Below are 25,614 nucleotides of genomic sequence, written 5' to 3'. Positions count from 1 at the left end.
ATTAATTTAATTTCTTTTCTAATTCTGTTATGCGTGCCGCAAAGTAAGCATTTTTTTCTGGATATTTCAAAACTAATTTTTTGTAAACCTCTATTGCCTTTGGATATAAGCCCTGTTCCACATAGATTTTTGCAAGCGTTTCGGTAACGAGTGAGTACTGATCTTCCGAACTTTTCCTGGCTTTATTCTCTAAATCCAACTTCTCCGCTTGTAGCGGCTGAATGATAGGTTCTTCGCGAATAAACTTCTCAATGACCTTGTCAGACTTGCGCGGTATCTGAAAAGCGACTGTTGTTTTAACCTCATCACTTAATTTCGCCTCAGGCGGTTGCAAATGAAAAATATTCTCACGGATCTGTTGATCTAATAGCTGACTATCTAATTTTTCATGAATTTTAGCGACATCATCACTTGATGGCTTCATTGGGCTCAAAGGTGATTTAACGTAGGGCTGATAAGTATGAGCATACTCCAATCTTGTTTTATGTAGCCACCACAAAAAACTGTATGGCATCGTATCATCATCATAAACAGAAACATGCTCTTGACTATCATTACTTTCGTTGGCAACAGATTCCTGAGGAGCCGTGGCCACAACTGGAGACTCCTGCAAATCACCCATAGCTACATCCTGTTGATTATTCGACCGAAAATAATCTGTTGCAACTCCAACCTCAATCAAACGATTCAACTCATCCTCCTCTATTCCTCCATCGGCCGCAATTTCGACAACACGATCATCGCCAATAGATTCCTCATCCACTAATAATTCATCCGATTGCTTTATTGCTGCCGAATCTACGGCAGATTTAACATGCACAAATTCATAAAGCCAACTCGGGGAACAAGCATATAACAGCGTGGAAGATAAATTCTGAACAGTTTGATGTTTCTCAAAAACTTTACGTTCATAAACGAATCGTAAGCTCTGTGCATAAGGATATTTTTCAATCAAGGCCAAAATCAAATCTTCCTCTACCGTATCAGGGTAGTTGAGTGCTCGAAAAAAAAGCTCCTTATTGGGTAATGATACATTAAGATTCATCTTATAAATAGAGTTACCAATTAGCAAAAGCTTTATTGTATATATCTTCCGTTAACATTTGAATAATTTCCTTACCCAAAGTCTCTTCCTGTGCACTCTGAAGGTTTCCAGCGAACTCTTTAAAACGTGTAAATGGCTGTTCAAAGTCGTCCTTAGGATTAATTTTATTATGATAAGTCACTTTGACTGTGATCGTCAATCTATTCATAGCAGCACGATCAGTCCCCGCTTCAACAGCAGCAGGACTTATCGTATACTCCGTGATAAACCCCTCAAAGTTAGCGTCACCATCCTGGTTCACCTGACTCAATCGAGACTGATTACGAATACGCTCTTTAAGTGCCTCCGTAAAATTCTGACTTAATGTCGGGTAAACTAATGGAGCGATATTTTCGAAATATTGAATATTAACGGTTTTCATTCCCTCAGGAATAGACCCACCAGTAAATCCATATTTTACCCCACAACTATTCATGACAAACAAAAAGATCGTCGTGAGAAAAGTATATACTATTTTTTTTGACAACATCTGTAACCCCTAATCTAAATTTAAGTCTTTAATCTTTCTATACAAAGTTCTTTCAGAAATTCCCAGCTCTTGTGCGGCAGCTTTACGCTTACCACGGTGTTTTTTCAACGCCTTCTTGATTAAATCAGATTCCTTATCAACAAGTGATAAAGATTCCTCCACCTCTTCTGCATCCTGCAGATAGTCATCCTTTGAAACAGGATTTTTTAACACATTTGCAGCGTTTGCCGGCGAATGTATCGTCAAAGTCGGTGTTGTATAATTTTCCGGCTCCGATTTCAAGTGTGGCTCGATCTCTTGATATAATTGATTAATGTATGGAGAATTTTGATCAAATGTGCTAGAGTCAACGCCCTTCTGAATCAATTCAACCACCAGTTTTTTCAGATCAACCATATCTTTCTTCATATCAAATAAAACTTTATACAGCAAATCTCTTTCTGAAAAATCCTCCTTCCCTCCATTATTTGACGGAACTACTGCAGGAAGACTCGTCCGGGATTCATTGGGCAAATAATTTTGAAGTGTATACGCATCTACAACACGTTCTTTCTCCAAAACAGCGATTTGTTCGGCAACGTTTTTCAGTTGACGCACATTTCCAGGCCAACTATAGTTGCGTAGCATATTCTGAGCATCGTCCGTCAATTGAACGCCCGGAGTACGGTACTTTTCAGAAAAGTCCACAATAAACTTACGGAATAACAAGTTGACATCTTCAGGACGCTCACGTAAAGAGGGCACACGCAAGGGTACAGTATTTAAACGATAATAAAGATCTTCGCGAAATCTACCTTTTTGTACAGCTTCAAAAACATTCACGTTTGTAGCGGCAACTACACGCACATTTGTTTTCTGCACTTTGGATGATCCGACCCTTATATACTCACCTGATTCTAATACGCGTAACAATCGTGCTTGCGTACCCAAAGGTAACTCACCCACCTCATCTAAAAAAATCGTTCCACCGTCAACAACTTCAAAATAGCCCTTTCTAGCTTCATGTGCTCCCGTAAAAGAACCTTTTTCGTGACCAAACAACTCAGAGTCAATGGTTCCTTCTGGTATAGCCCCACAGTTGACCGCAATAAAGGGGCCATGCTTACGTGAACTCAATTGATGGATAATATGCGAAAAAACTTCTTTACCACTACCACTCTCACCTTGTATTAATACGGAAATATCAGTCGGAGCCACTTGCCGCGCAATATCAATTGCCCGATTCAACAATAGCGAATTACCGATAATTCCAAATCTATTCTTTATATCTTGGTTATCCATAAATTTCCAGTTGGAAATAAAATAATCTAAGTTAGCTTAATCAACAATTTTCCCTAACAGCGTCGCAGATGTACATGATTCAACAACGACATTCACATAATCACCTTGCTTAAATCGAGGATCTATTGGAAAGACAACTAATGCATTTTGGTCGTTACGTCCACAAAAATCAAACTCAGATCGTTTTGAAAACCCTTCAATGAGTACCTTACAGACTTTTCCAACAAATTGTTGATAACGATATAAACTATGATCGCGTTGTTTATTGATAACTTCCGTCAAGCGCCGTTTTTTAATATCTTCAGGAATATCATCTGCATATCTTTTCGCCGCCAATGTGCCCGGTCTTTCCGAATAAGCAAACATATAAGCGAAATCATACTTCACATAGTCCATCATAGAAAGTGTATCCTGATGCTCTTCTTCCGTTTCGGTGCAGAAACCAGTAATGACATCGGTAGAAATAGCACAATCCGGTATAATACGACGAATTGCATCCACACGCTCCATATACCACGCACGATCATATGTACGGTTCATCAATTCCAATACTCTGGAATTCCCAGACTGCACGGGCAAGTGAATATAATTACAGATATTTTCATGTGATGCTATCGCATACAATACCTCATCTGTAATATCTTTTGGATGAGAAGTTGAAAAACGAACACGCAGAAGTGGACTGATTTCCGCAACCATCGTAAGCAAAGTAGCAAAAGTGACAGTTTCGCTGGGAACATCGCCTTCTGCTACTGAAGCAGTATATTTATAGGAATCGACATTTTGTCCCAACAACGTAACTTCCTTATAGCCCGCATTAAAAAGATCTTGAGCTTCTTTCACAATAGAATGCGGATCACGACTACGTTCGCGACCCCGTGTGAAAGGAACCACACAGAAAGAACACATATTATCACAACCGCGCATAATTGAAATGAAAGCGGTGACGCCATTTGAATTCAAACGAACCGGATTGATATCAGCATACGTTTCCTCTCTTGATAATAAAACGTTTACGGCTTTAGCACCATCGTCAACCTGATCAATCAAATTAGGCAGATCACGATAAGCATCTGGTCCCACCACAACATCAACCAATTTTTCTTCTTCCAGAAACTTCGACTTTAGACGCTCGGCCATACAACCCAATACACCAACGATCATTCCAGGATTCTTTGCTTTAGCAGCTTCAAACTCCTTTAACCGGTTACGAACACGTTGTTCGGCATTCTCGCGGATCGAACAGGTATTAATAAAAACAACATCAGCCTCCTGATAATTCTTGGTAGTCTCAAATCCTTTATCCAACAAAATAGAAGCAACAATCTCACTATCCGAGAAATTCATCTGGCAACCGTAACTTTCAATATAAAGTTTACGTCCAGTGCTTAAAGTCGGATCCTGTTCCAATAATAATGCCTCACCCTGACGAGATTCGTCGTGTTCCTTAGTGGTATGTGTTAAATCTAGCATAGCTCGCTATTCAATAGAATATAATTTTTATTATTTAATGAAGTCAACCCGTTCAGAAATCCATAATTTGATGAATTAATTTCCAACCAATGGTTGTTTCAAAGATTACAAAGTTAGAAATTTAAATCCATATAATGACAGTTTGTCAGACAGAAATATGATTTATGATTTGTCACATTTCAGGTCTAAATGAATCACATTAGAAATTTTTACCCACTTTATTCCAAAAAAAAAAGCGTTGAGTTTATCAACGCTTTTTTATGATTAAACATCAAATAGAACAAATCGGAAAGACGAACGTCTTAAATCGAGTTATTGTCCTGCTTGTTGCTTCGCTTCTTTTTTCATTTGATCGCCCGCTACGATGACGATCTCGACCCGACGGTTTTGTGCACGTCCAGCTTCTGTATCATTACTTGCAATTGGTTCAGAGAAATTTCTGCCTTCAGTACGGATACGTGATGAAGCCAAACCTTTAGATACTGCAAAAGCACGCACTGAATTCGCACGGTCCAAAGACACTTTTTCATTTGCAGCCAGTGAACCTACATTATCGGTATGTCCGATTACCAAAATTTCAGTACCCTGCTCTTTATTCAGTGTAGTTACCAAATTAGCAATATTATCTTTGGCAGACGCTTTAAGGTCTGATTTATTAAAGTCAAATAAAATACCTGAATCAAACTTAACAACGATACCCTCTGCAGATTGCGTAACTTCGGCTCCTTCAACAGTTTTAGAAATCTCAGCTGCTTGCTTATCCATTTTTTTACCAATCAATACACCAGCAGCGCCACCGATTGCAGCACCGGCCAAAGTACCAATTGCCGTATTACCGGCTTTCCCACCGATTAATGCACCTAATGCACCCCCGGCAACACCACCAATGACTCCGCCTTTAGTGGCATTATTCGTATTTTGGATGGTAGAACAACTTCCAAATAACATAGCTGAGGTTGCAACTGTCAAACCAAATACAGCCAATTTTCTATTCATTTTCATATGTATGCGATCTAAGACTTTATATTTAAACTAATACAGCTCTACTAAAATCAAACTAAGTGCCAAAAGATATTTTTATCAACTTTTTTGTTACCAAACGAGGAAAAAAGCGCTATTAAACTTCCTCCATGCAGTCAAAACGCTACAGTATCTACTCATATTTATTTAAAATAGAACATGAGCACGAGCATAAACTGTTCTACTTCTCCTGTGTCTTCACTTCAATATCTGGCAATAATGAACCTTTAGGTCTCCCCTTTGCATCAAAATCTTCCATCGACTGTTGCACGTAATGCATCAGATCGTATTGTCCCCAATGTTCAGCGAGATCAAAAGATGGGCGATAACGTATCATAAAAGCATCCAGCTCAGCACTATCCAGTTTCGTTAGATTCTTAACAGCTTCACGGGAAAAAATACGGTCAACTTGCAACTCCTCTTTCTCTCTATCCATGAATCGTCCAAAGCGCTTTGCGTTTTTAGCCTCTCGCCCAAAAAGATTATAAAGTGCTGTGGCAGGGCTACCCAAATAAGTTCCAAACTTATTTTTACCGCCATTATAAACACCCTTTTTGGAATAGTTATTCATAGCATCGTTTAATTCAGCTTCTTTCGTCTTCCTTTCAACAATGACAGTCTCCAATCGTATGCCCTCTTGCAATTCCACATAAAACTCATTCAAATTGGTTAACACGGTTTTTACAGGGGAATAACCCACTTTAGTGAAAGACAACGAATCTCCTACTGATGCATCGATAGTAAAAACACCAAAAGAATTGGTCAGCGTTGATCTGTGCGTACGGAGATTAATTACCACCGCATCTCCAATGCGATTACCGTTACCCTTTTGTAAAACCATACCCGAAACCTTCTGCTGTTGCTGAGCAGTAGCGCCGAAATAGGTAAATAAAAGTAAAAAAAAACTTACTATCTGTATCTGTAATATTTTCATCCTATTAGCTCTCTTCAATTATCCCGATTAGTTTTAGCGTGTAGCAGCAGTTCATTGAATCCAATAGCGCATGATCAAGATCGCATGCACACTTATTTTCAATCGTACAATATTGTAATTTACACGATACCTATTGGCTAAAATTAATAATAGTTGGACACTTGTACTGTTAAAAAAGTTTAAATATTCTTATGTCCGCTACTTGTAAGGATAAAAAACAAAATTGGCCCCCTCCGCAACGACAACAAACAGACACATAAAATCTTTAGCAGGTTTATAGTTCTGAATGAAGGACGATTTGCGATCCTCCTGTATGATATCCATCGAAACGAACTCTTCCAATGTAGACGCATTAATTGTCCATTTTGTATCCAGCTCTTTGCGATCCAATATAACCTCTCCAACAGAGACTTCATGCTGATGAGCTATAAAAATGGGATATTCAGAATACCCTTCTTCCACGATTTCTAACGCTACCTCGCGGATTGATTCACTATAAAAATCGAGATCGACCTGCAGGCTCTTTAATGGACTTTGTCCTGTAGATGTTGTATTTTCTTCTCTTGCAGACCCTGCAAATAAATCTTCTACTTCCATAATGGTACAATTACTTTTTCAACTCCAATAAGACGACATTCTCAACATGTTGCGTATGCGGAAACATATCCACCGGTTTAATATGCTTTACCTCATATTTCTCCGCTAACAACAAAAGATCTCTCGCTTGCGTCGCAGCATTACAACTCACATATACGATACGCGGAGATTCCATTTCCAACAAACGTGCCACAACATCGGCATGCATTCCTGCACGTGGCGGGTCTGTAATCACTACATCAGGTTTACCATGTTCGGCAATGAAGGAAGGGGTCAAAACATCCTTCATATCTCCAGCATAGAACTTTGTATTCGTAATATTATTGATGGACGAATTGACTTGTGCATCTTCAATAGCTGTAGGAACGTACTCTACACCCACTACTTCTCGAGCTTGCTTAGCAACAAAATTTGCTATCGTACCAGCACCCGTATACAAATCATATACCAATTCATCGCCATTCAGACCAGCAAAATCACGGGTGATTTTATATAACTCGTAAGCTTGTGCAGAATTCGTTTGATAGAAAGATTTAGGTCCAACTTTATACCGTAATCCTTCCATCTCCTCATAAATAAAATCACGCCCCGCGTAGATATGGATATCTTGGTCAAAGATCGTATCATTGCGTTTCTGATTGACAATATATAATAGCGAAGTGATTTGTGGGAACTTTTCTTTGACATCATTCATCAGCAATTCTACCTGCCCCTCTTCTGGATAAGCAAAAACAACGATCACCATCATCTCGCCAGTAGAAGAAATACGGATAATCAAATTACGCAAAACACCTGTATGCTCACGCAAATCGTAGAACGTAATGCCTTGGCCAAGTGCAAAATCACGAATTGAATTGCGAATTTCATTTGAAGGGTCTTCTTGCAGATAGCAATGATCAATATCTAAAATTTTATCAAAACGTCCCGGCACGTGAAATCCCAAAGCATTCATTTCCAATACAGACGCATCTTCATCCACAGAAGTCAACCACTTTTTGTTTGAAAAAGTGTACTCTAATTTATTCCTATAATATTCTGTTTGCACCGAGCCTAATATACGTTCCATAGCAGAGGTATCCACCTTCCCAATACGCGATAAAGCATTATCGACAGACTGTTGTTTAAATTTCAATTGAGCATCATATGTCATATGTTGCCACTTACATCCGCCACAAACTCCAAAGTGCTCACAAAAAGGATTTACACGATAAGACGAGGCCTCTTTTAAAGCAGTTACACGAGCCTCTGCAAAATTCTTTTTCTTGCGCATAAGCTCCACGTCAACAACATCTCCCGGAACAGCTTTTTCAACAAACAAAACCAAATCTTCGGTTTTTCCAACACCTCTACCCTCTTCGGCAATATCAATGATGGCAATATCTTTCAAGAACTTTTTATCTTGTGGAATTCTTCTACTCATAGGATGCAAAAATACAATTTTTATAACGATTTTTCACCTGCACAAATTATTTATAAGCATTGATTATCACGACTATAAAGGAACTCTTCACGTGCTATCGGCTTCGTACAGACTATAATAGCGCAATCGAATATCTACAAACGTAAATATGAAAAAAAGCAAATCACAAGAAAGAAAAAACATTGAAAGAGGAGAGTCCCGGCCATTGGAACAAGAATGACAGCGTTAAAGGGAACTTATTGAACAGTTGCCTGAACAAGGTAAGGCAGGATTTCCTTCTGAAAGGAAATAAAATTTTTACGCACATCAGCATCCGAAACCGCAGTAAACGCAAATGAAAATACAATACTTTTACTGGATTTAATCAGAAAGGTTAACTTTTCTTCACTAATCGCTTCATTAATTTTTTCATTTTGAATGAATGTACTTAAGAGCAGAAACTCCAAATCTTCAGAAAGGGTTTTTAGGTATTCCTGAGCATTCGCAGACTCCCGAATAAACTCCCATCCGATCAACTCATTGCAAACGGTGTAGGTTAGTCGGCTTACCCGCAAAATCGTAAAACCCAAAAAAGAAGCCATATCATCTTCATATTTGGTCGTTTTTAAAATATCCTGCAAGCTCGCGCGAAGATAATCCATCAAGATGGCATGCAAAATCATTTCTTTGCTATCAAAATATTTGTACACAGTAGCTTTTGCTATCTTGGCCTTTTTCGCCAAAGTATTCACACTGGTTTTATGATAACCATTTTGACGAAAAAGCTCTCGTGCCGTTCTTTTTATTGATTCAATGATATGATCTGGTTCCATGTAATTTTATAATAGGCATATCGAATTTCAGCGACAAGATCAAAGACTAAAAAGCATCACATTATTCCCAGACTTCGTCATAATGGAGAATAATATGATGCAATAATTGTTTTTGAACATTAATTTATATTAATTCCGTCTCAAATTGCGACAAGAAACGGGTATCGTTCTCAGAGAAAAGACGCAAGTCCTTAATTACATATTTCAGATTAGTGATACGTTCAATACCCATACCAAATGCAAAGCCAGCGTATTTTTTACTATCAATACCACAATTGTCAAGAACATTAGGATCCACCATACCACAACCTAAAATCTCTACCCAGCCAGAGTATTTACACAAATTACATCCAGCACCTTTACAAATGGTACAAGAAATATCCATTTCTGCTGAAGGCTCCGTAAAAGGGAAATATGAAGGACGGAAACGTACTTTAGTACCTTCCCCGTACATTTCTTGGACAAAATGATATAAGGTTTGTTTCAGATCAGCAAAAGAAACATTTTCGTCTACATACAAACCTTCCACCTGATGAAAGAAACAGTGTGCACGGGCCGAAATAGCCTCATTTCTATAAACACGACCGGGCATAATGGCACGGAATGGAGGTTTGCCAGCTTCCATTAAACGTACCTGAACGGAAGAAGTATGCGTTCTTAAAGTAATATCATTACCTTCCTGTTTCTTGATAAAGAAAGTATCTTGCATATCACGCGCAGGATGCTCGGGAGGGAAATTCAACGCCGAGAAGTTGTGCCAGTCATCTTCGATTTCTGGACCTTCCGAAACAATAAAACCTAATTTCTTGAAAATTTCAACAATTTCTTTACGAACCAGGGAGATTGGATGTCTAGATCCTAGCTGAAATCCCTGCCCCGGTAATGTTAAATCGCCCTCAAGCTGTTCGGATTTTTGCTTCTCTCCAAGTCCGAATTTTTCTTGTGCTTCCTTAAACGTATTTTCTGCCAACTGCTTAAATTCGTTCAACACTTTACCCAAAGTACGTTTCTCTTCAGGTGTAACGGTTTTGAATTCATCAAAAAGATTCTTCACAATCCCTTTTGAAACCAAAAACCTCAATCTGAAATTTTCTACATCGGCTGAAGAAGTCGGCGAAAACGCCTTAATTTCCTCAGTATACTGCGTAATTCTATCTTGCAACATAATTAGAGCAAACATAGCCAAAATTTCGTCGAAAAAGAAATTTTGGGCATTCGCCGATCATGAACAAAAACATCAATTTAGACAACTAAAAAACGAACTGCAGCCAATTACGCGGTACGAGTAGTCAAAAATGTCCAATAAACAAAAAAGCAGACTCATTTGCCTGCTATTCTAACTATCATCGATTGATTACCAAAGTCAAGTTTTTACATAACCATAACTTATTACAGATTAAAATGGTAACGGATTATCCTCTTGGTCATTTTCGGTAAAATCAACTTCAACTTCTTTATCTTCCGCTTTTTGTGCTTGCGTATTGGGTGTATTGCCCGCACCTGCACCAGTGTTCGGCTCAAAATCTGATTTACGACCTAAAAGTGTAAAAGTTTCTGCAACGACCTCCGTAGCGTATCGTCTAATACCTTCCTTATCCTCATAAGTACGCGTCCTTAATCGGCCTTCAATATAAACTAACTTCCCCTTTGTTAGATATTTCACAGCCACGTCAGCCAGACCTCGCCACATAACAATATTGTGCCATTCGGTTTGCTCCACCCTTTTTCCATCTTTATTATAGGTTTCTGATGTTGCCAATGGAAAACTGGCAACAGAGACATTGCCTTCTAAATAACGAATTTCGGGATCTTTTCCAAGATGTCCCACTAAAATGACTTTGTTAACTCCTGACATAATTTAAAAGCATAAATGGTTAAAAATTTGACCTTTCCAAAAAAGTAAAGATCAACTTGTGTTTAGCTAATTTATCTAAATCTTTTAGAATTACATAATCCCAATTTGATTTTTTTTGAATTAAATCTCCTTTTAACCGCACTTCAAAAAATGTGGCATAAATATTCTGATGGCTTAAAATATGCTTAGTCTGCTGCTGCAAGATGCTCAGGTCAGCATCTTTCCCAAAATAAGACACAAACCACTCATCGTTCAGAATATCAACAATATCCATCGTATGATCTGATTCCAGGAGTGGAAACTCATACAGATTCTGCCAAACATCACCTTCACCGCGTTTAGACATCAGAAGACGATTGCTATCCTTTAAAATAAAATAATTGAAATATCTATCTCTGCTTCCTTTGCCTTTAAGCTTTACAGGCAATTGATTGACCTCGCCGCGTGTAAAGGCATAGCATGAAAGACGAAACATGCATTGCTCACAAAGCGGTTGCTTAGGCTTACAATGGATCGCACCAAAATCCATAATAGCCTGATTATATTGGGCCGGATGATTTTGATCCAGATTTTCTTTCGCTATCGCAGCGAAAACCTTTTTCCCTTCCGTTGAATTAATGGGAGTTTCTATTCCATAATAGCGTGCAAGTACACGAAACACGTTTCCGTCTAAAACTGCCTGGGCCTCATTATTAGCAAAAGAAGATATTGCTGCAGCAGTATATTCCCCTACACCAGGAAGGCTTAGTAAGGTCTTATAATCCACTGGAAAAATCCCATTGAATTGATCCCGGACAATTCGAGCCGCTTTATGCATATTCCGCCCCCTGGAGTAATATCCCAAACCTTGCCAGAGGTGAAGAATGTCGTCTTCATCCGCATTTGCAAAATCTACTACAGTATTGAATCGCTCCACAAAACGATAGTAGTACGGCATGCCCTGCTCCACCCGCGTCTGTTGCAGAATAATCTCCGAAAGCCATATTTTATACGCATCATGTGTTTCTCTCCATGGTAAATCTCGCTTATGCTCCTGATACCATGCCTGCAATTCTTCACCAAATATCATAGCCACAAAAATGCATAATTTTTGCCTATTCCAAGCATTACCTCATCCCAAGGTTTCTCTTACTATATTAATTTATCCACAATAGCGAAGGTTTCTAAAAATGGATAGACACATGGAAGGGAAGACTTGGAGAATTTTTCCTATATTGACGCCAAAGGGAAGTTTATCAAAATATGAAGAGTAATTCGCAGACATTTCACTTGTCGACATTGCACCGTGGAAAATACATGTTTATATTGTTGACTTCAATCCTGCTCATTGGAATAGGCATGTCTAAAGTTCCGGTACAGGAAATCATCAAGATTATTATCGCTCTTTTAATGATCCCTTTTGCCTTATACTTGGCTATTAAGTGTTCGACATTATCGTCGACATGGATTTTGGAAGAAGAAGTACTCCGCATCAGCAATGCCAAGAAAACAGTCGTTTTTCCTTTAAGCAGTATTTCATATATCCGAAATCTGAAGCGCTCTGGCGGCAACCTCATTATTATCCACCCGGTCAAAGGCCCGGCTTTTCGAACATGGCGCAACAAATTGTTCCAAAAGGAAGATGATCTTCCACTGTTGAGCGAGGCGCTGAGGGCAGCCGATATCGAATATTACGACCTATAAATTCTTTGTTCCTTCAGTAACATTTGTTACAGGCTTTTGCAAAGGCAGTATGTACCTTTGTAACATCACTTAAGAACATTGTTATGTTATTGGAATACATCAAACAACCGTGGCCCTGGTATATTTCAGGTCCTTTAATTGCACTGGTCATGTACCTTCTGCTCAAACAGGGTAAGGATTTTGGCATGTCCAACAATTTACGTACAATGTGCACTGTACTAGGTGCAGGCAAAACTTCATCTTTTTTTAGGTTCGACTGGAAGACACAATCCTGGAATCTTCTGCTGGTACTCGGAACCGTTATCGGAGGTTTTATCGCACATTATTTCCTCGACGACGGCACACCAACACAAATCCATGCGAAAAGTGTGGCAGATCTGAAAGAACTGGGTATTATCGACCATATACAAGGTTACCTCCCCGAATCCATTTTTGTTTTTAACGGATCTCTGTTTCAATTCCTAATTTTAAGTATCGGCGGCATATTAATCGGCTTTGGAACGCGGTATGCTGGCGGCTGCTCTTCTGGACATGCCATTTCAGGACTCAGCAACTTCCAGATTCCATCGTTGATCGCTGTAATCGGCTTCTTCCTAGGTGGAATAATCATGATCCATTTTTTATTTCCCTTAATCTTTGCATAAAATGAAAGCATTAAAATTCATATTAATAGGCATATTATTTGGCATTATCTTATATAAGTCGGAAGCGGCATCATGGTATAGAATATACGAAATGTTTCAATTTCGCTCCTTTCACATGTATGGTATCATTGGAACAGCGCTAACAACAGCCATTATTATTGTACAGATCATTAAAAGGAAACAAATTAAGGACAGCCACGGAGCGCACATCACCTTTGCAGATAAAGATAAAAGCATTACCCGGTATCTGGTGGGCGGCACAATCTTTGGTTTGGGCTGGGCGCTGACTGGTGCTTGCCCAGGCCCCATGTTTGCTTTAATCGGAGCCGGTTACTGGACGATTGGCATTGTACTATTGTTTGCCTTATTGGGTACATGGATTTACGGTATCTTGCGCAACAAATTGCCCCATTAACCTACAGGTAGTCTACTATTTTGAAAGCCCACGCCATCAAAAATTAAATTTTTAGCAACAGAAAATGGAATTAATATTTATAGCTGGATTTACATTAGCTGTCGTCGTTGGGCTATCGATGGGCCTAATGGGTAGCGGCGGAAGCATCCTAACACTCCCCATATTTGTCTATATCTTCCATATTGAACCTCAATATGCATTGGACTATTCGCTGTTTTCCATTGGAATATTAGCCTTGGTCGGATCAATTTATCCGTTAAAAAAGAGGGAAATTGACTTGAAAACCACAACTATTTTTCTACTTCCCTCGCTAATTTCAGTCTATTTCACCAAGCGCTATCTTCTCGTTTCTATACCCGAGTCATTCAACATCGGGAGTATGGAGATTTCCAGAAACCATATCATCATGCTATTGTTCGCAATCGTGATATTAATTTCTGCGACTGCGATGGTACGAAGACAAAAACAGGTACAGAACGCAACATTCAAGGGTAGACCTGCACAAATTTTCAATGTTATCTTTGTCGGCTCACTGGTTGGCATTATGACGGGCTTGGTCGGTGCAGGAGGTGGATTCATTATTGTACCAGCCCTAGTATTACTTTTAGGGATTCCACTGAAGCAGGCTATTGCCACTTCTCTGTTCATTATTGGATTAAACGCGTCATTCGGCTTCATCGCGAATTATCATTTCTTACAACATATGAATTGGTTTATATTAGTAACCTTTACATTAATCACATTAATAGGCCTCCAAATTGGTTCCAAATGGAAAGATAAATTAGATGCCGCTAAATTGAAAGGTATTTTTGGATATTTTTTAATTAGCATCGGCATCCTAATCTTTGCTTTCGAATTCATGCAATTTGTAAATCATTAAAATCACACGTTATGTTTTTTCAACACATTTTTGAATCATCTCTTGCTCATTCGAGTTATATCATTGGCTGTCAGGCAAAAGGAGTAGCTATTGTTATTGATCCCAAAAGAGATGTAGATACCTATCTTGAGATTGCACAAAAGAATAATCTGATCATAACGCATATTGCGGAAACACATATCCATGCCGATTACCTATCAGGCACACTGGAATTGGCCGCATTAACAGGTGCCCAACCTTATTTATCCGATGAAGGTGGGGCAGACTGGCAATACGCATTTCCACATAAAGGATTAAAAGATGGCGATCAATTTCAAGTTGGAAACCTTATTTTCAAGGTTATCCATACTCCCGGACATACACCTGAGAGTATTAGTTTTCTACTGGTCGATACACCGGCAACGATGGAACCTGTTATGATTTTTACTGGTGACTTTGTATTTGTTGGCGACATTGGCCGCCCTGATCTATTGGAAAATGCGGCTGGAATGATCGGAACCAAAGAGATTGGAGCACAGCAAATGTACCGTTCGTTGCAACATTTCTTGACTTTACCCGATCATATTCAGGTATGGCCTGCTCATGGCGCCGGATCCGCCTGTGGAAAGGCACTCGGCGCCGTCCCCAGTTCGACCGTTGGATATGAGAAAATACGGAATTGGGCACTTCAATACCAAAACAATGAACGAGCTTTTGTAGATGAGCTTTTATCAGGACAACCCGAGCCACCACGCTACTTTGCCATGATGAAAAAACTCAACAAAATAGTGCGGCCGTTACAGACAGAAGTACCTCGATACAACAGGTTAACGAATGATGCCTTTCTGGATTTATACCACGAAGGAACAACAATCATTGATACACGACACAAGTCCGACTTTGCAAAGGGATATCTGCCAGGTAGCGTCAATATTCAAAACAACAAGACTTTTAATACATGGGCAGGCTGGATACTTAATTACTCCGATCCTTTTATACTCATTGTAGAAGAAAACCAATTGGACGACGTTGCACGTAAACTTATGCGCATCGGATTGGATCACGTTACCGGATATATTACACCGGATGCAATCCCCAGTTTAGACATCGCATTAGCGCATCAACAGCTCATCGGGTTTGAAGAAATGAAGAGCGCTTTGGACAAATCTGACACGCAAATTCTAGACGTGCGCAATGCCAGTGAGTTCGCAGAGGGCCATTTACCGAATGCAACACATCTCTTTGTTGGAACAATTGAGGACAACCTCAGCAAAGTGGACCAAAGTAAACAGCTGTATCTCCACTGTCAATCGGGAGACCGGGCAACCATAGCGGCATCGATATTGGCGAAAAATGGTATTAAGGAAGTCAAAATTTATAGCCCTTCTATTAACGAATGGAAATCAAAGGGCGGTATTCTTGTTGCCGACTCATTCGCTCCTTATTCGTAACTGGTTCGGAGTTCCCCCACTGTTCGCCCACCTTGCGCCCACTGTGCGTCCACCTAATAAGTGGGCGCACAGTGGGCGCAAGGTGGAGAAAACGAGTACGCAAGGCGAACAAGGGGCGAACAAAAGGCGAAGCAGAGCCGAAAGGCACCCGAATAGATTACCTTTCCAACTAGTCTACAAACTATTTCTGTTTATTCGCAAGAACTCAATCACCTCATCCTTCTTTTCTTCCAGCTTGCCTTTCTTTTCCGTAAATTGATGATTATAGATGGTCAAATATTGATGGTCGTCCGTTTCAGATTCATATAATTCAGCGGTAGCAAAAGAGAGATGTTCTTCTTCTTCCGATAGATAGTCGTATACATAGGCAAAATCATGGTTGCCCAACGAGCTGACTACGGTATCTTTATCAGCCACATACTTTAACCTTCCCGGCAAAGCGCGTTTATTCATCCATACTTCGTCTTTTTCAGAAAATGGATAGATAGTGATGCCGCGGAAAGCCATAATGATTGGAGTAATCAAAATAATACCCATTTCAATAGCCCACACGGCCCACAACATACCGCCCGAAACCGGGCTCTTTTTCAGGGTAAACGTACCTACTTCATTTAAACCTTGCATCGCTTCCCAAATAAATGTCGGGTGTAAGAAAAAAGCTTTAAAACCTTCAAGATTAAAAGACGATTTTACCCAGGTATCTCCGCCCATTGTTCCTTCCGCATTGTACATTAATGATACAAACAGAGCCCACTGTGCATAAAAGGCTAAAATGGCGATCAATAATGTGATCAAAATGGCTACCCCCCTATTCCTTAATTTCCATTGTTTGAAACAAAAATTCAGCACATAGAATATTCCAGCACCAAAACCTAAGGTAATAAATACATTAAAGTAAATAATGGGTATAAACCATTGTAAAGCAATGTAAACAATAGCCAATACAATGGCACCCAAAGTACCTAGTATCAGGGAGCCAATAATAGCCAACGCAGGAGACTTTCCAGAGGGCTTATAATATAGATTATCCATAAATAAAAAGTAAAATTGATTTTAACTCAATAAATAAATCCCATAACCAAAACCAAGCCAATTCCACATCCAATGGTAGATTTTCGTCAAGATTTGATGACATTAGCGTCATCAAGCACCTATAAGCGCCATTTATTGAGACAATTTTGTAAGTTTGAGACATGAAAATTAAAATTATATCCTTTTTTACACTTGCATGTGTATTCAATATTTGGGGGGCAGTAGTGAAGGCCCAAAGGAAAGGATTCTGGCAACAGAAAGTTGACTACAAAATGGACGTCAACGTGGATGAAAAAGCATATCAATACGATGGAAAAATGATCTTGAAGTATAGCAATAATTCAGGTCAGTCCCTAAAAAAGGTCTATTTCCATCTATACTTCAATGCTTTTCAACCAGGATCGATGATGGATTATCGCTTAAAAAACATCAGTGATCCCGACAAGCGCATGGTGATCAATGTAGGTACGAAAGAAAAACCAATATATCAAAGCCGTATCGGAGAGCTCCAAACCAATCAAATAGGTTATCAAAAAATCAAAAGCTTAACAATGAATGGGGCTCATACCTCATTTAAAATTGATGGGACCATCTTGGAGGTCACTCTACCGTCGGTTATACAAGATGGCGAAACAGCCCGTTTTGACATGGAGTGGACCGCTCAAGTGCCAGAACAAATCCGAAGAACTGGCCGAAATTCTGCCGAAGGAGTAGCACTCTCTATGGCGCAATGGTATCCAAAAATGGCTCAATTTGATGAATTCGGCTGGCATTTAGATGAATATACAGGCCGTGAATTCATTGCTCCCTTTGGTAATTTCGATGTGACCATACGGCTCAACAAAAATTATGTAGTCGGTGCATCAGGTGTCCTTCAGAACCCAGCAGAAGTAAAAGGTTATCAACCGAAAGCAAAGATAAAACTAGACGGCAATAAAGCTACCTGGCATTATAAGGCCCAAAATATCCATGACTTTGTATGGGCCGCGGATCCCAAGTTTGTCGTAGATTCAGCTTCAAGTAAAAACGGAATAAAAGTGTATACCGTATTTTTGCCAACCGACAAAGAAGTGATATCCAATTGGAAAACAGCGATAGGTCTATCCACCGAATTCTTCGATTTCTGTAGTGCAAAGTTTGGAAAATACCCTTGGCCAACATATACCATTATTCAAGGTGGCGATGGGGGAATGGAGTATGGTACCGCTACGCTGATCACCGGTGGACGCAATCTAAAAAGCCTTGTTGGTGTAATATTCCACGAATCAGCACACTCTTGGTACCAGCAATTATTTGGAATCAACGAAACTGTAGATGAGTGGTTTGATGAAGGCTTTACCTCCTATGTCGAAGAGCTTGCCATGCAGCATATCTTTGAAAAAAGAGGAGCCATAGCATCCAACCCGCAAATTGCAGCTTACCGTGGTTATTACAAATTAGCGCTTTCTGGTAAAGAAGAACCGATGAGCTTATTGGCCGATTATTATAACACCAATTATGGATACAGCAACGAAGCATACAACAAAGGTGCTGTACTTGCAGAGCAGCTGGGTTATATTATTGGACAGGAAAACTTAGAGAAAACCTTTCTGAAGTTTTATGATCTCTGGAAGTTTAAACATCCGACCCCTAATGATTTCAAACGCGTTGCTGAAGAAGTTTCGGGGATCAACCTGAAATGGTATTTCAACCTGTTTATCAATACCACCCGTCAAATCGATTACGCCATTGAAAAAGTAACAGATAAAGAAATTCTTTTGGCTAACAAGTCTAATTTCGCCATGCCACTGGATGTTCTCGTAGAATACACCGATGGAAGCAAGGAACTCTTTTATATCCCTTTGCGTGAAATGCGTGGAGAAAAACCGGAAGAACATTTTGACATTTACAAAGGTGTTAAAAGAACCGTGCTCGAAGACTGGTTCTGGACTAAACCCGATTATACCATTCCGCTATCAAAGACACCAAAAGCAGTAACAATTGATCCTTCACTGCGCTTGGCAGATGTAGAATCGTCAAATAACACCTTTAGCAAATAACGAAACACAGGCTATCGCAGCATAAAGGACAAAAAACAGCTTCCAATCCAAGTATATTCAATACGGTTTGGAAGCTGTTTTTTTATTTTGGACACTTTCGTCGCAAATTGGATACCCATTATCGCAAATCCCTCTTGCTTGGCTGCCCGTGATGGAAGTCATAAAATATTCATCCTATGCTAAAGCCAATACATGGATGGCTACTTTTAAGGGCTATCCAGTGAAATACAACACGTATTGCGCCGACAAGAGCCTATAGGAGAAGAAATCATACGAATAAAGAGCCAAGTTGATTAGGTCTTGGTATATTTGTACCTATGATTTATGTCCATATCCCATTCTGTAAACAGGCTTGCCATTATTGCGATTTCCATTTTAGCACTTCACTTCAGTACAAAAGCGAGATGATCAATGCTATAAAACGGGAAATTGCGCTTAGAGCAGTGTATTTGGAAGACAAAGAGATCGAGTCTATCTATTTTGGCGGCGGCACACCGTCCTTATTGGAAGCGGATGAGATCGCGCGGATCATCGAGACGATCGCGAAGCATTTTGATATTGCAGATCACGCTGAAATTACACTAGAAGCCAATCCAGACGATCTAAATGCCGCCAAAGTAAACAGTCTGCGGAATACAGCAATCAATCGATTCAGCATAGGTATACAATCATTCTTTGAGGAAGATCTCAAATGGATGAACAGAGCGCATAATCAACAGGAAGCAGTCGCATCGATAATGCGTGTGCAAGATGCAGGCTTTGAAAATATTACCTGTGACCTTATTTATGGCTATCCGTTATTGACAACGGAAAAATGGCGTCATAATATGCAACAACTGATTGACTTTGAAATTCCTCATATTTCTTCCTACTCCATGACTGTGGAAAAGAAAACAGCATTAGATCACTTTATAAATAAAGGGATAACTCCAGCCATAGATTCTGATCAGGCAGCTGATCAGATGAGTCTTCTTATTCATACCTTGAAATCCGCGGGATATGAGCAGTACGAAATTTCCAATTTTGCAATAAACGGCTGTTATGCTCGTCACAATACAAATTATTGGAAAGGCAAACATTATCTTGGCATCGGCCCTTCAGCTCATTCATTCAATGGAACTTCAAGGTCCTGGAATGTTTCTAATAATGCTAAATATATGACATCCATTAATCTAGACCAACTTCCCCTGGAAATTGAGGAGCTTTCCACGCTTGACCAGATCAATGAAAATATCATGACATCGTTGCGAACCATGTGGGGACTAGATCTAATTGCACTGGAAAGTAAGTTTGGACGATCCGTTAAAGATCGCGTCTTAAAAGAAGCTGAACCATTTATAGCAGCGAAGAATCTTATTTTGGAGCCAAACAACTTACGTTTAACAGATGCGGGCAAATTAATGGCCGATCGCATCATGTCTGATTTATTTATAATAGAAGATTAGCAAATAAAGATATTATATTTTATAAAATCATTAATACAAAAAGCGATTTAGCGCTAAAAATTGTGAAAATGGAAATTTAAGACAGTTTTCTACCTACTTTGTCCTATGTTTGTAACATAATCTATTATAAAATTATTATGTCACACAAGCCATCTTTTGACTTAGAGATCAAAAGTTACAGAGAGCAACATAATGCTGCCGTAAACTTAATTCAAATTGTCAGCAACCTGTGGTATAACCACGCCGTAGAGCTCGTATTCTTTCGAAATCGACTCTTTGATGCAAAACCGAGTGCTATCCTAAACCTGATTCAGGAAAGTGCCCTGCTTACCGACGAGCCGGTCGACATTCTTGACACACTGCAAATCGCACAGCTATTGGAAAAATCGCCACTTTCTCCCGCTCGTATTGACCTTGGGAAACTCACTTTACAGGCCAAGAAAAAAACCTTTTCCGCTAATGACCTACACAATTTCATTACTGCGGAGTTACAGGACATGCATCAACAGGAGAAATTAAAGCCACGTGATGTGGTGCTTTATGGCTTTGGTCGTATCGGTCGCTTACTGGCCCGCGAACTTATGCTTAACACCGGTGCGGGACAGCAGCTTCGTCTCCGCGCCATTGTAACTCGCGACGTCAATGATAGCAAATCGATTCTGAAAAGAGCGGCACTATTAAAAACGGATTCCATACACGGTGCATTCGAAGGCGATGTGCAGGCCGATATAGCAAATCCGGCACTCGTCATCAATGGAATTACCGTCCATCTGATCTCCGCAAAACAACCCGAGGATATTGATTACACAATCTATGGTATAGAAAATGCTTTAATCATCGACAATACAGGGGCTTTTCGCGATGCGCAGGAACTTAGTCGCCACCTGAAATCCAAAGGCGCCGAACAAGTATTATTAACAGCTCCCGGGAAAGGGGTCCCAAATATCGTATATGCGGTCAACGAAAATGATAGCGATTTGCAAAAACATAAGATCTTTTCCGCGGCCTCTTGTACCACTAATGCGATATCTCCCATTTTAGCTGTACTTGAAAATACAATAGGAATAGATAGAGGGCATATTGAAACCATACACTCCTATACCAACGACCAGAATCTTGTCGACAATATGCACAAGAAATCCAGGCGGGGCCGGGCCGCCGCACTCAATATGGTCATCACCGAAACTGGAGCAGGGGACGCCGTTGCAAAAGTGTTGCCTTCGCTAACGGGCAAACTGACTTCAAACGCTATTCGTGTTCCCGTCCCAAATGGGTCATTGGCGATATTAAATCTTCAAATCAAATCCAAAACTACGGTCAACGAAATCAATGCCCTTTTAAAAAAGGCATCGCTGCAGGGTAACCTTGTTGAACAGATTATGTTTTCCAAAAACAATGAACTTGTTTCATCGGATATCATTGGCACCAGTGCCGCTGCTATAGTCGATGCTCCAGCAACAATAGTTTCTGCGGACGGCAAAAATATTGTTCTGTATATCTGGTACGATAATGAATATGGATACTCACATCAGGTAATGCGCTTATCCCGCCATATAACCGGTGTAAGAAGATATACTTACTATTAAACTGTAAAACATAAGCGGTAGCTGTACAGCCGCCGCTTATACTTTAACAAGATTACTTTTAAGGTATTTCATAATAATCGGCGTTGCTCCAGCGTTCTGCAGCACGTATTCACGGGCCAACTTTCCCGCTTCCTGGCGGAAACCGCAATCTTGAAGAGCAGCAAAAGCTTTATGGAGTTCTTTACCACTTTCAATAGAAAAACCTGCACCATTCTGTACAAGATCCTTAGCCTCCTGAAACTTTTTGAAATTTGGACCAAATAGAACCGGTATGCCATAAGTTACGGCCTCCAGCGTATTATGTATTCCCACCCCAAATCCACCTCCAATAAAGGCTATTTGGCCATAACCATACAACGAAGCAAGCATACCAATGTTGTCGATAACCAATACACGAGCGTCTGCTATTGTAACAGCATCATAACTAGCCATATTCGAAAAGCGGAGCGCATTTGGCCAAAGAGCGAAAATACTCGCCAAATGTGACTCATGAATCTCGTGCGGAGCCAAGATGAGTTTATAGGCCGGATAATCCGCAAACAATTCTCTTAGCATTTGTTCATCTTGTGGCCAGGTACTTCCAGCCACCAAAGTTGGATGTTCACCAACAAATTGGATGACCTCAGGAATCATTTTCTTACTTTTAGGGAGGTCTACTACCCGATCAAATCGGGTATCTCCTGCAAGCCCGGCGTTGCGTATCCCAAATTCTTTTAAAAGACGGACACTTTCTTCATTTTGCACAAAAAAGTAAGTCACATAGCCTAAAATCTTAAGAAAAAAGTTACCATATGTCTGAAAAAAGATCTGATCGGGTCTAAATATTGCTGAGATCAAAAACAAAGGAATGCCCCGTCTATACAGACCCTCAAAGAAATAATACCAATATTCATATTTCGTGAATACGGCGAAGCTTGGGTTGATGAGGTCAAGAAAAAGTCGCGCATTCTGTGCAGTATCATAGGGAAGATAAAACACATAATCGGCCAAAGCCGTATTTTTTCGGATCTCAAAGCCCGAGGGAGAGTAAAATGTTACAATTATTTTATGATCAGAATACGTATTTCTTACAGACTCCAAAACAGGTCTTCCTTGCTCAAATTCTCCCAACGAAGCAAAATGAAACCAGATATGTTTTTGGGTAGAATCAACCGTTTGTTTCATCCTTTGATACCAGTCTTTCCGCCCTGTTACCATGAGCCTGGCCTTACCATGAAAAGGAGCTAAAATACGCAGTAAGAGTCCATAAAGAACGATTCCAATTGAATAAAGCAAACGCATGTTTTTAAAATAATGTTTATCTTAGTCAAAGATATTAAACCCATTTCATTAAAAGGAAGCCATGAGTGGAAAATAAAAATCAAAATTATCCGCGTGCCGAAGCATAGGGAACAATATCTTATATTTTGCCTTACCTGCAAGACAGAAAGACTTTACTTACTATAATCAACAATAATGAACAAAAAAATATTAGTCACAGGAGGAACGGGTTACATCGGTTCGCATACCGTAGTCGAACTACATCAAGCAGGATACATACCTGTCATCATAGACGATCTATCCAATTCAAACATCAAGATTTTGGATCAGATTGAGAAGATTATCGGGGTTAAACCCGAATTTCACCAATTTGACCTGTGTGATACAAACCGTGTGAACGAATTTGTTAAAGAAAATACGGATATATCAGGGATTATCCACTTTGCCGCGTCAAAGGCTGTAGGCGAATCTGTCAAAAAACCTTTAAAATATTACCACAACAATTTTTTCTCATTAATCAATTTGTTAGAAGCTTATCAAAATAAGCCGATTAATTTTGTTTTCTCTTCAAGCTGTACTGTATATGGCGAACCAGATACACTTCCTGTCAATGAAAGTGCACCTGTCAAAAGAGCGACTTCCCCTTATGGTAATACCAAACAAATTGCGGAGGAAATTCTCGAAGAAACAGCTACTGCATACGATAACTATAATATTATTGCATTGCGCTACTTCAATCCCGTTGGAGCACATGAGTCCGCACTGATAGGCGAATTGCCAAACGGTGTGCCTCAGAATTTATTACCATTCATTACACAGACCGCAATCGGTAAAAGAGAAAAACTAACAGTTTTCGGTGACGATTACGACACCATAGATGGCTCGTGCGTAAGGGATTATATCCATGTGGTTGATTTGGCAAAAGCACACGTTGCAGCAATCAACTTATTGGACAAAGGAAATCCGAACGGGAAATATGATGTATTCAATGTGGGTACCGGCAAGGGGTATTCAGTACTCGAAGCCATCAAAGCGTTTGAAAAAGCATCCGGTCAAAAATTGAATTATGAAATTGGCCCACGCCGGGATGGTGATGTCATCAAGGTTTATGGTGATGTGACCAAATCTGCGGAACAACTGCATTGGAAAGCCGAACTGGGAATTGATGAAATGATGGCTTCTGCTTGGGCTTGGGAAAAAAATCTGAAAGAAAATCCACTGGATTAAATAGGCCCCATTGAGCTCTACATTTAATATGACCGTCCAGGGCACTGAGACGGTCATATTTTTGGTCATAGTAAATTGGATTGTTTGGCTCCTTTCTCTTTTTGCAGAAAAAACTCCCCGATCCGCAGCTCATCTTATCCGTCTCAAAGCTGAAAAGCAGCCATAATAGAAGCTGGATTAAAATTTACTTCATTGAGTACATTTGACCGATAGCTCCCTTTTTCCAGATAGAGCATCGTAAACCCAACAAATATTGAACTACCGACAAAATCGCCACATTTAATGATCAAGTTTTTTGCCGGTATCACATTCTCTCTATACTTAATATCGTATTCCCACTCTACCTCTTTTATCTCTGTGGGCTCAAACTCATCAAAATCAAATGAGAAGGCATGAAATTTGAATACCACCGCATTGCATTTGTCAGGAAGGGCCAGCGCTCTTTTGATATCAAACTCCGGGAATGATATTTTAAGATCTTTCTTCTTGTTCAGGGAAACTACCGGATCGATAAAAAAATAATCCTGTATGTGACAGTTTTCATTGAACTGAAAATTCACCAATCTATCCAATATGCTGTTGCTCGGTGTGCGGCTTCCCTTTTCGCAATCAAGATTTGTTTTTATTGCCCGGTAGATCTGCCTATTTAGCCGATTGCCCATCTGCCCATCATGAAGCCCTTGATGTATTTCGCCGAAACACATCCGGATCAGTGCGCCAGCACGACTTACATTTCCAAAATCTTTACTAGCTCTTTTGGTATCATCAGTCTGTTTGACACGATGTGGTCTGCTCTGCAGGTAGTTTTTATTGCCAACTTTTCTATTCACCAGCGGACCGACCAGGCCCCTGATAAATCCATTATCATTTATTCCCATACCTAAAGATACCACAGTAAAGCCCTGTTGTCAAGCATCTTGTTGATTTTTAAGGATTTCCAAATTTGAGTAAAATGACAATTGTAAATCTTGTAATTTTCAGGGGACTTTGTTGTGAATAGCGTATGG

The 25,614-nt window shown here is 39.8% G+C and carries 24 protein-coding genes; 9 read left to right on the top strand and 15 right to left on the bottom strand.

Features of this window, described 5'->3' with window-relative positions:
- Window position 1: 1 nt before the first annotated feature.
- The 12 genes from B3139_RS10535 to mutY all read right to left on the bottom strand — a co-directional run bounded on the left by B3139_RS10535 (window position 2) and on the right by mutY (window position 12,035).
- Window positions 2–1,045, bottom strand: coding sequence for a hypothetical protein (locus tag B3139_RS10535; RefSeq protein ID WP_293882670.1), 1,044 nt, complete (start codon window positions 1,043–1,045; stop codon window positions 2–4).
- A gap of 13 nt (window positions 1,046–1,058) precedes the next feature.
- Window positions 1,059–1,574 carry an LptE family protein gene (locus B3139_RS10530; RefSeq protein WP_209577574.1) on the bottom strand — a complete coding sequence of 172 codons (516 nt, stop codon included), beginning with the start codon at window positions 1,572–1,574 and terminating at the stop codon, window positions 1,059–1,061.
- 9 nt (window positions 1,575–1,583) lie between these two features.
- Window positions 1,584–2,855 carry a sigma-54 interaction domain-containing protein gene (locus B3139_RS10525; protein WP_293882666.1) on the bottom strand — a complete coding sequence of 424 codons (1,272 nt, stop codon included), beginning with the start codon at window positions 2,853–2,855 and terminating at the stop codon, window positions 1,584–1,586.
- A gap of 36 nt (window positions 2,856–2,891) precedes the next feature.
- Window positions 2,892–4,328, bottom strand: a complete 1,437-nt coding sequence (miaB, locus tag B3139_RS10520) for a tRNA (N6-isopentenyl adenosine(37)-C2)-methylthiotransferase MiaB (RefSeq protein WP_293882665.1) — start codon at window positions 4,326–4,328, stop codon at window positions 2,892–2,894.
- A gap of 312 nt (window positions 4,329–4,640) precedes the next feature.
- Entirely contained in the window at window positions 4,641–5,336 is a 696-nt protein-coding gene (locus tag B3139_RS10515) for an OmpA family protein (RefSeq protein ID WP_409050314.1), read from the bottom strand.
- Window positions 5,337–5,529: 193 nt separating this feature from the next.
- Entirely contained in the window at window positions 5,530–6,282 is a 753-nt protein-coding gene (locus B3139_RS10510; protein ID WP_293882662.1) for a hypothetical protein, read from the bottom strand.
- Between the two features lie 198 nt (window positions 6,283–6,480).
- The gene (locus tag B3139_RS10505; RefSeq protein ID WP_209577563.1) at window positions 6,481–6,879 is read right to left on the bottom strand and encodes a hypothetical protein; all 399 of its coding nucleotides are present in this window, start codon (window positions 6,877–6,879) and stop codon (window positions 6,481–6,483) included.
- Between the two features lie 10 nt (window positions 6,880–6,889).
- Window positions 6,890–8,299, bottom strand: a complete 1,410-nt coding sequence (gene rlmD, locus B3139_RS10500; protein ID WP_293882657.1) for a 23S rRNA (uracil(1939)-C(5))-methyltransferase RlmD — start codon at window positions 8,297–8,299, stop codon at window positions 6,890–6,892.
- 236 nt (window positions 8,300–8,535) lie between these two features.
- Window positions 8,536–9,111: a TetR/AcrR family transcriptional regulator gene (locus tag B3139_RS10495; RefSeq protein WP_209577560.1), complete on the bottom strand. Its 576-nt coding sequence runs from the start codon at window positions 9,109–9,111 to the stop codon at window positions 8,536–8,538.
- Between the two features lie 124 nt (window positions 9,112–9,235).
- The gene (gene pheS, locus B3139_RS10490) at window positions 9,236–10,276 is read right to left on the bottom strand and encodes a phenylalanine--tRNA ligase subunit alpha (protein WP_209577559.1); all 1,041 of its coding nucleotides are present in this window, start codon (window positions 10,274–10,276) and stop codon (window positions 9,236–9,238) included.
- Window positions 10,277–10,507: 231 nt separating this feature from the next.
- Window positions 10,508–10,966: a single-stranded DNA-binding protein gene (locus B3139_RS10485; protein WP_293882653.1), complete on the bottom strand. Its 459-nt coding sequence runs from the start codon at window positions 10,964–10,966 to the stop codon at window positions 10,508–10,510.
- A 19-nt stretch (window positions 10,967–10,985) separates the two neighbouring features.
- Window positions 10,986–12,035 (bottom strand): A/G-specific adenine glycosylase, encoded by a 1,050-nt coding sequence (gene mutY, locus B3139_RS10480; protein ID WP_293882676.1) that lies wholly within the window; start codon window positions 12,033–12,035, stop codon window positions 10,986–10,988.
- Window positions 12,036–12,208: 173 nt separating this feature from the next.
- Here mutY and B3139_RS10475 point away from each other — a divergent pair, with 173 nt between their 5' ends.
- The 5 genes from B3139_RS10475 to B3139_RS10455 all read left to right on the top strand — a co-directional run bounded on the left by B3139_RS10475 (window position 12,209) and on the right by B3139_RS10455 (window position 16,018).
- A complete protein-coding gene (locus tag B3139_RS10475) occupies window positions 12,209–12,649 on the top strand; it encodes a hypothetical protein (RefSeq protein WP_209577551.1) in 441 nt (146 codons plus the stop codon).
- Window positions 12,650–12,732: 83 nt separating this feature from the next.
- Complete coding sequence (locus tag B3139_RS10470) at window positions 12,733–13,293, top strand: YeeE/YedE family protein (protein WP_209577549.1); 561 nt, start codon at window positions 12,733–12,735, stop codon at window positions 13,291–13,293.
- Window position 13,294: 1 nt separating this feature from the next.
- On the top strand, window positions 13,295–13,708 hold the full coding sequence (locus tag B3139_RS10465; RefSeq protein WP_293882647.1) for a DUF6691 family protein: 414 nt from the start codon (window positions 13,295–13,297) through the stop codon (window positions 13,706–13,708).
- 64 nt (window positions 13,709–13,772) lie between these two features.
- The gene (locus tag B3139_RS10460) at window positions 13,773–14,588 is read left to right on the top strand and encodes a sulfite exporter TauE/SafE family protein (protein WP_293882644.1); all 816 of its coding nucleotides are present in this window, start codon (window positions 13,773–13,775) and stop codon (window positions 14,586–14,588) included.
- Window positions 14,589–14,599: 11 nt separating this feature from the next.
- Window positions 14,600–16,018, top strand: a complete 1,419-nt coding sequence (locus B3139_RS10455; RefSeq protein ID WP_293882641.1) for an MBL fold metallo-hydrolase — start codon at window positions 14,600–14,602, stop codon at window positions 16,016–16,018.
- 174 nt (window positions 16,019–16,192) lie between these two features.
- Here the strand turns inward: B3139_RS10455 and B3139_RS10450 are convergent, their stop codons facing one another.
- On the bottom strand, window positions 16,193–17,050 hold the full coding sequence (locus B3139_RS10450) for a hypothetical protein (protein ID WP_293882638.1): 858 nt from the start codon (window positions 17,048–17,050) through the stop codon (window positions 16,193–16,195).
- 161 nt (window positions 17,051–17,211) lie between these two features.
- Between B3139_RS10450 and B3139_RS10445 the strand changes: the two genes are divergently transcribed.
- The 3 genes from B3139_RS10445 (at window position 17,212) to B3139_RS10435 (ending at window position 22,120) form a co-directional block, all read left to right on the top strand.
- A complete protein-coding gene (locus B3139_RS10445; RefSeq protein WP_293882636.1) occupies window positions 17,212–19,089 on the top strand; it encodes a M1 family metallopeptidase in 1,878 nt (625 codons plus the stop codon).
- Between the two features lie 317 nt (window positions 19,090–19,406).
- Window positions 19,407–20,534, top strand: coding sequence for a radical SAM family heme chaperone HemW (gene hemW / locus B3139_RS10440; RefSeq protein ID WP_293882634.1), 1,128 nt, complete (start codon window positions 19,407–19,409; stop codon window positions 20,532–20,534).
- Window positions 20,535–20,671: 137 nt separating this feature from the next.
- Window positions 20,672–22,120 (top strand): glyceraldehyde-3-phosphate dehydrogenase, encoded by a 1,449-nt coding sequence (locus B3139_RS10435; RefSeq protein WP_293882632.1) that lies wholly within the window; start codon window positions 20,672–20,674, stop codon window positions 22,118–22,120.
- Window positions 22,121–22,156: 36 nt separating this feature from the next.
- Here B3139_RS10435 and B3139_RS10430 read toward each other — a convergent pair whose 3' ends face one another.
- Window positions 22,157–23,401: a 3-deoxy-D-manno-octulosonic acid transferase gene (locus tag B3139_RS10430; RefSeq protein ID WP_293882629.1), complete on the bottom strand. Its 1,245-nt coding sequence runs from the start codon at window positions 23,399–23,401 to the stop codon at window positions 22,157–22,159.
- 174 nt (window positions 23,402–23,575) lie between these two features.
- Here B3139_RS10430 and galE point away from each other — a divergent pair, with 174 nt between their 5' ends.
- Window positions 23,576–24,607: a UDP-glucose 4-epimerase GalE gene (gene galE, locus B3139_RS10425; protein ID WP_209577534.1), complete on the top strand. Its 1,032-nt coding sequence runs from the start codon at window positions 23,576–23,578 to the stop codon at window positions 24,605–24,607.
- A gap of 143 nt (window positions 24,608–24,750) precedes the next feature.
- Here the strand turns inward: galE and B3139_RS10420 are convergent, their stop codons facing one another.
- The gene (locus tag B3139_RS10420) at window positions 24,751–25,485 is read right to left on the bottom strand and encodes a hypothetical protein (RefSeq protein ID WP_293882626.1); all 735 of its coding nucleotides are present in this window, start codon (window positions 25,483–25,485) and stop codon (window positions 24,751–24,753) included.
- Window positions 25,486–25,614 lie beyond the last annotated feature (129 nt).

Origin of the sequence: Sphingobacterium sp. UBA1498 (genome assembly GCF_002325125.1) — a bacterium.
Lineage (GTDB): Bacteria > Bacteroidota > Bacteroidia > Sphingobacteriales > Sphingobacteriaceae > Sphingobacterium.
The sequence above is the reverse complement of the archived record's forward strand: the minus strand, read 5'-3'. Positions and strand labels throughout refer to the sequence as shown.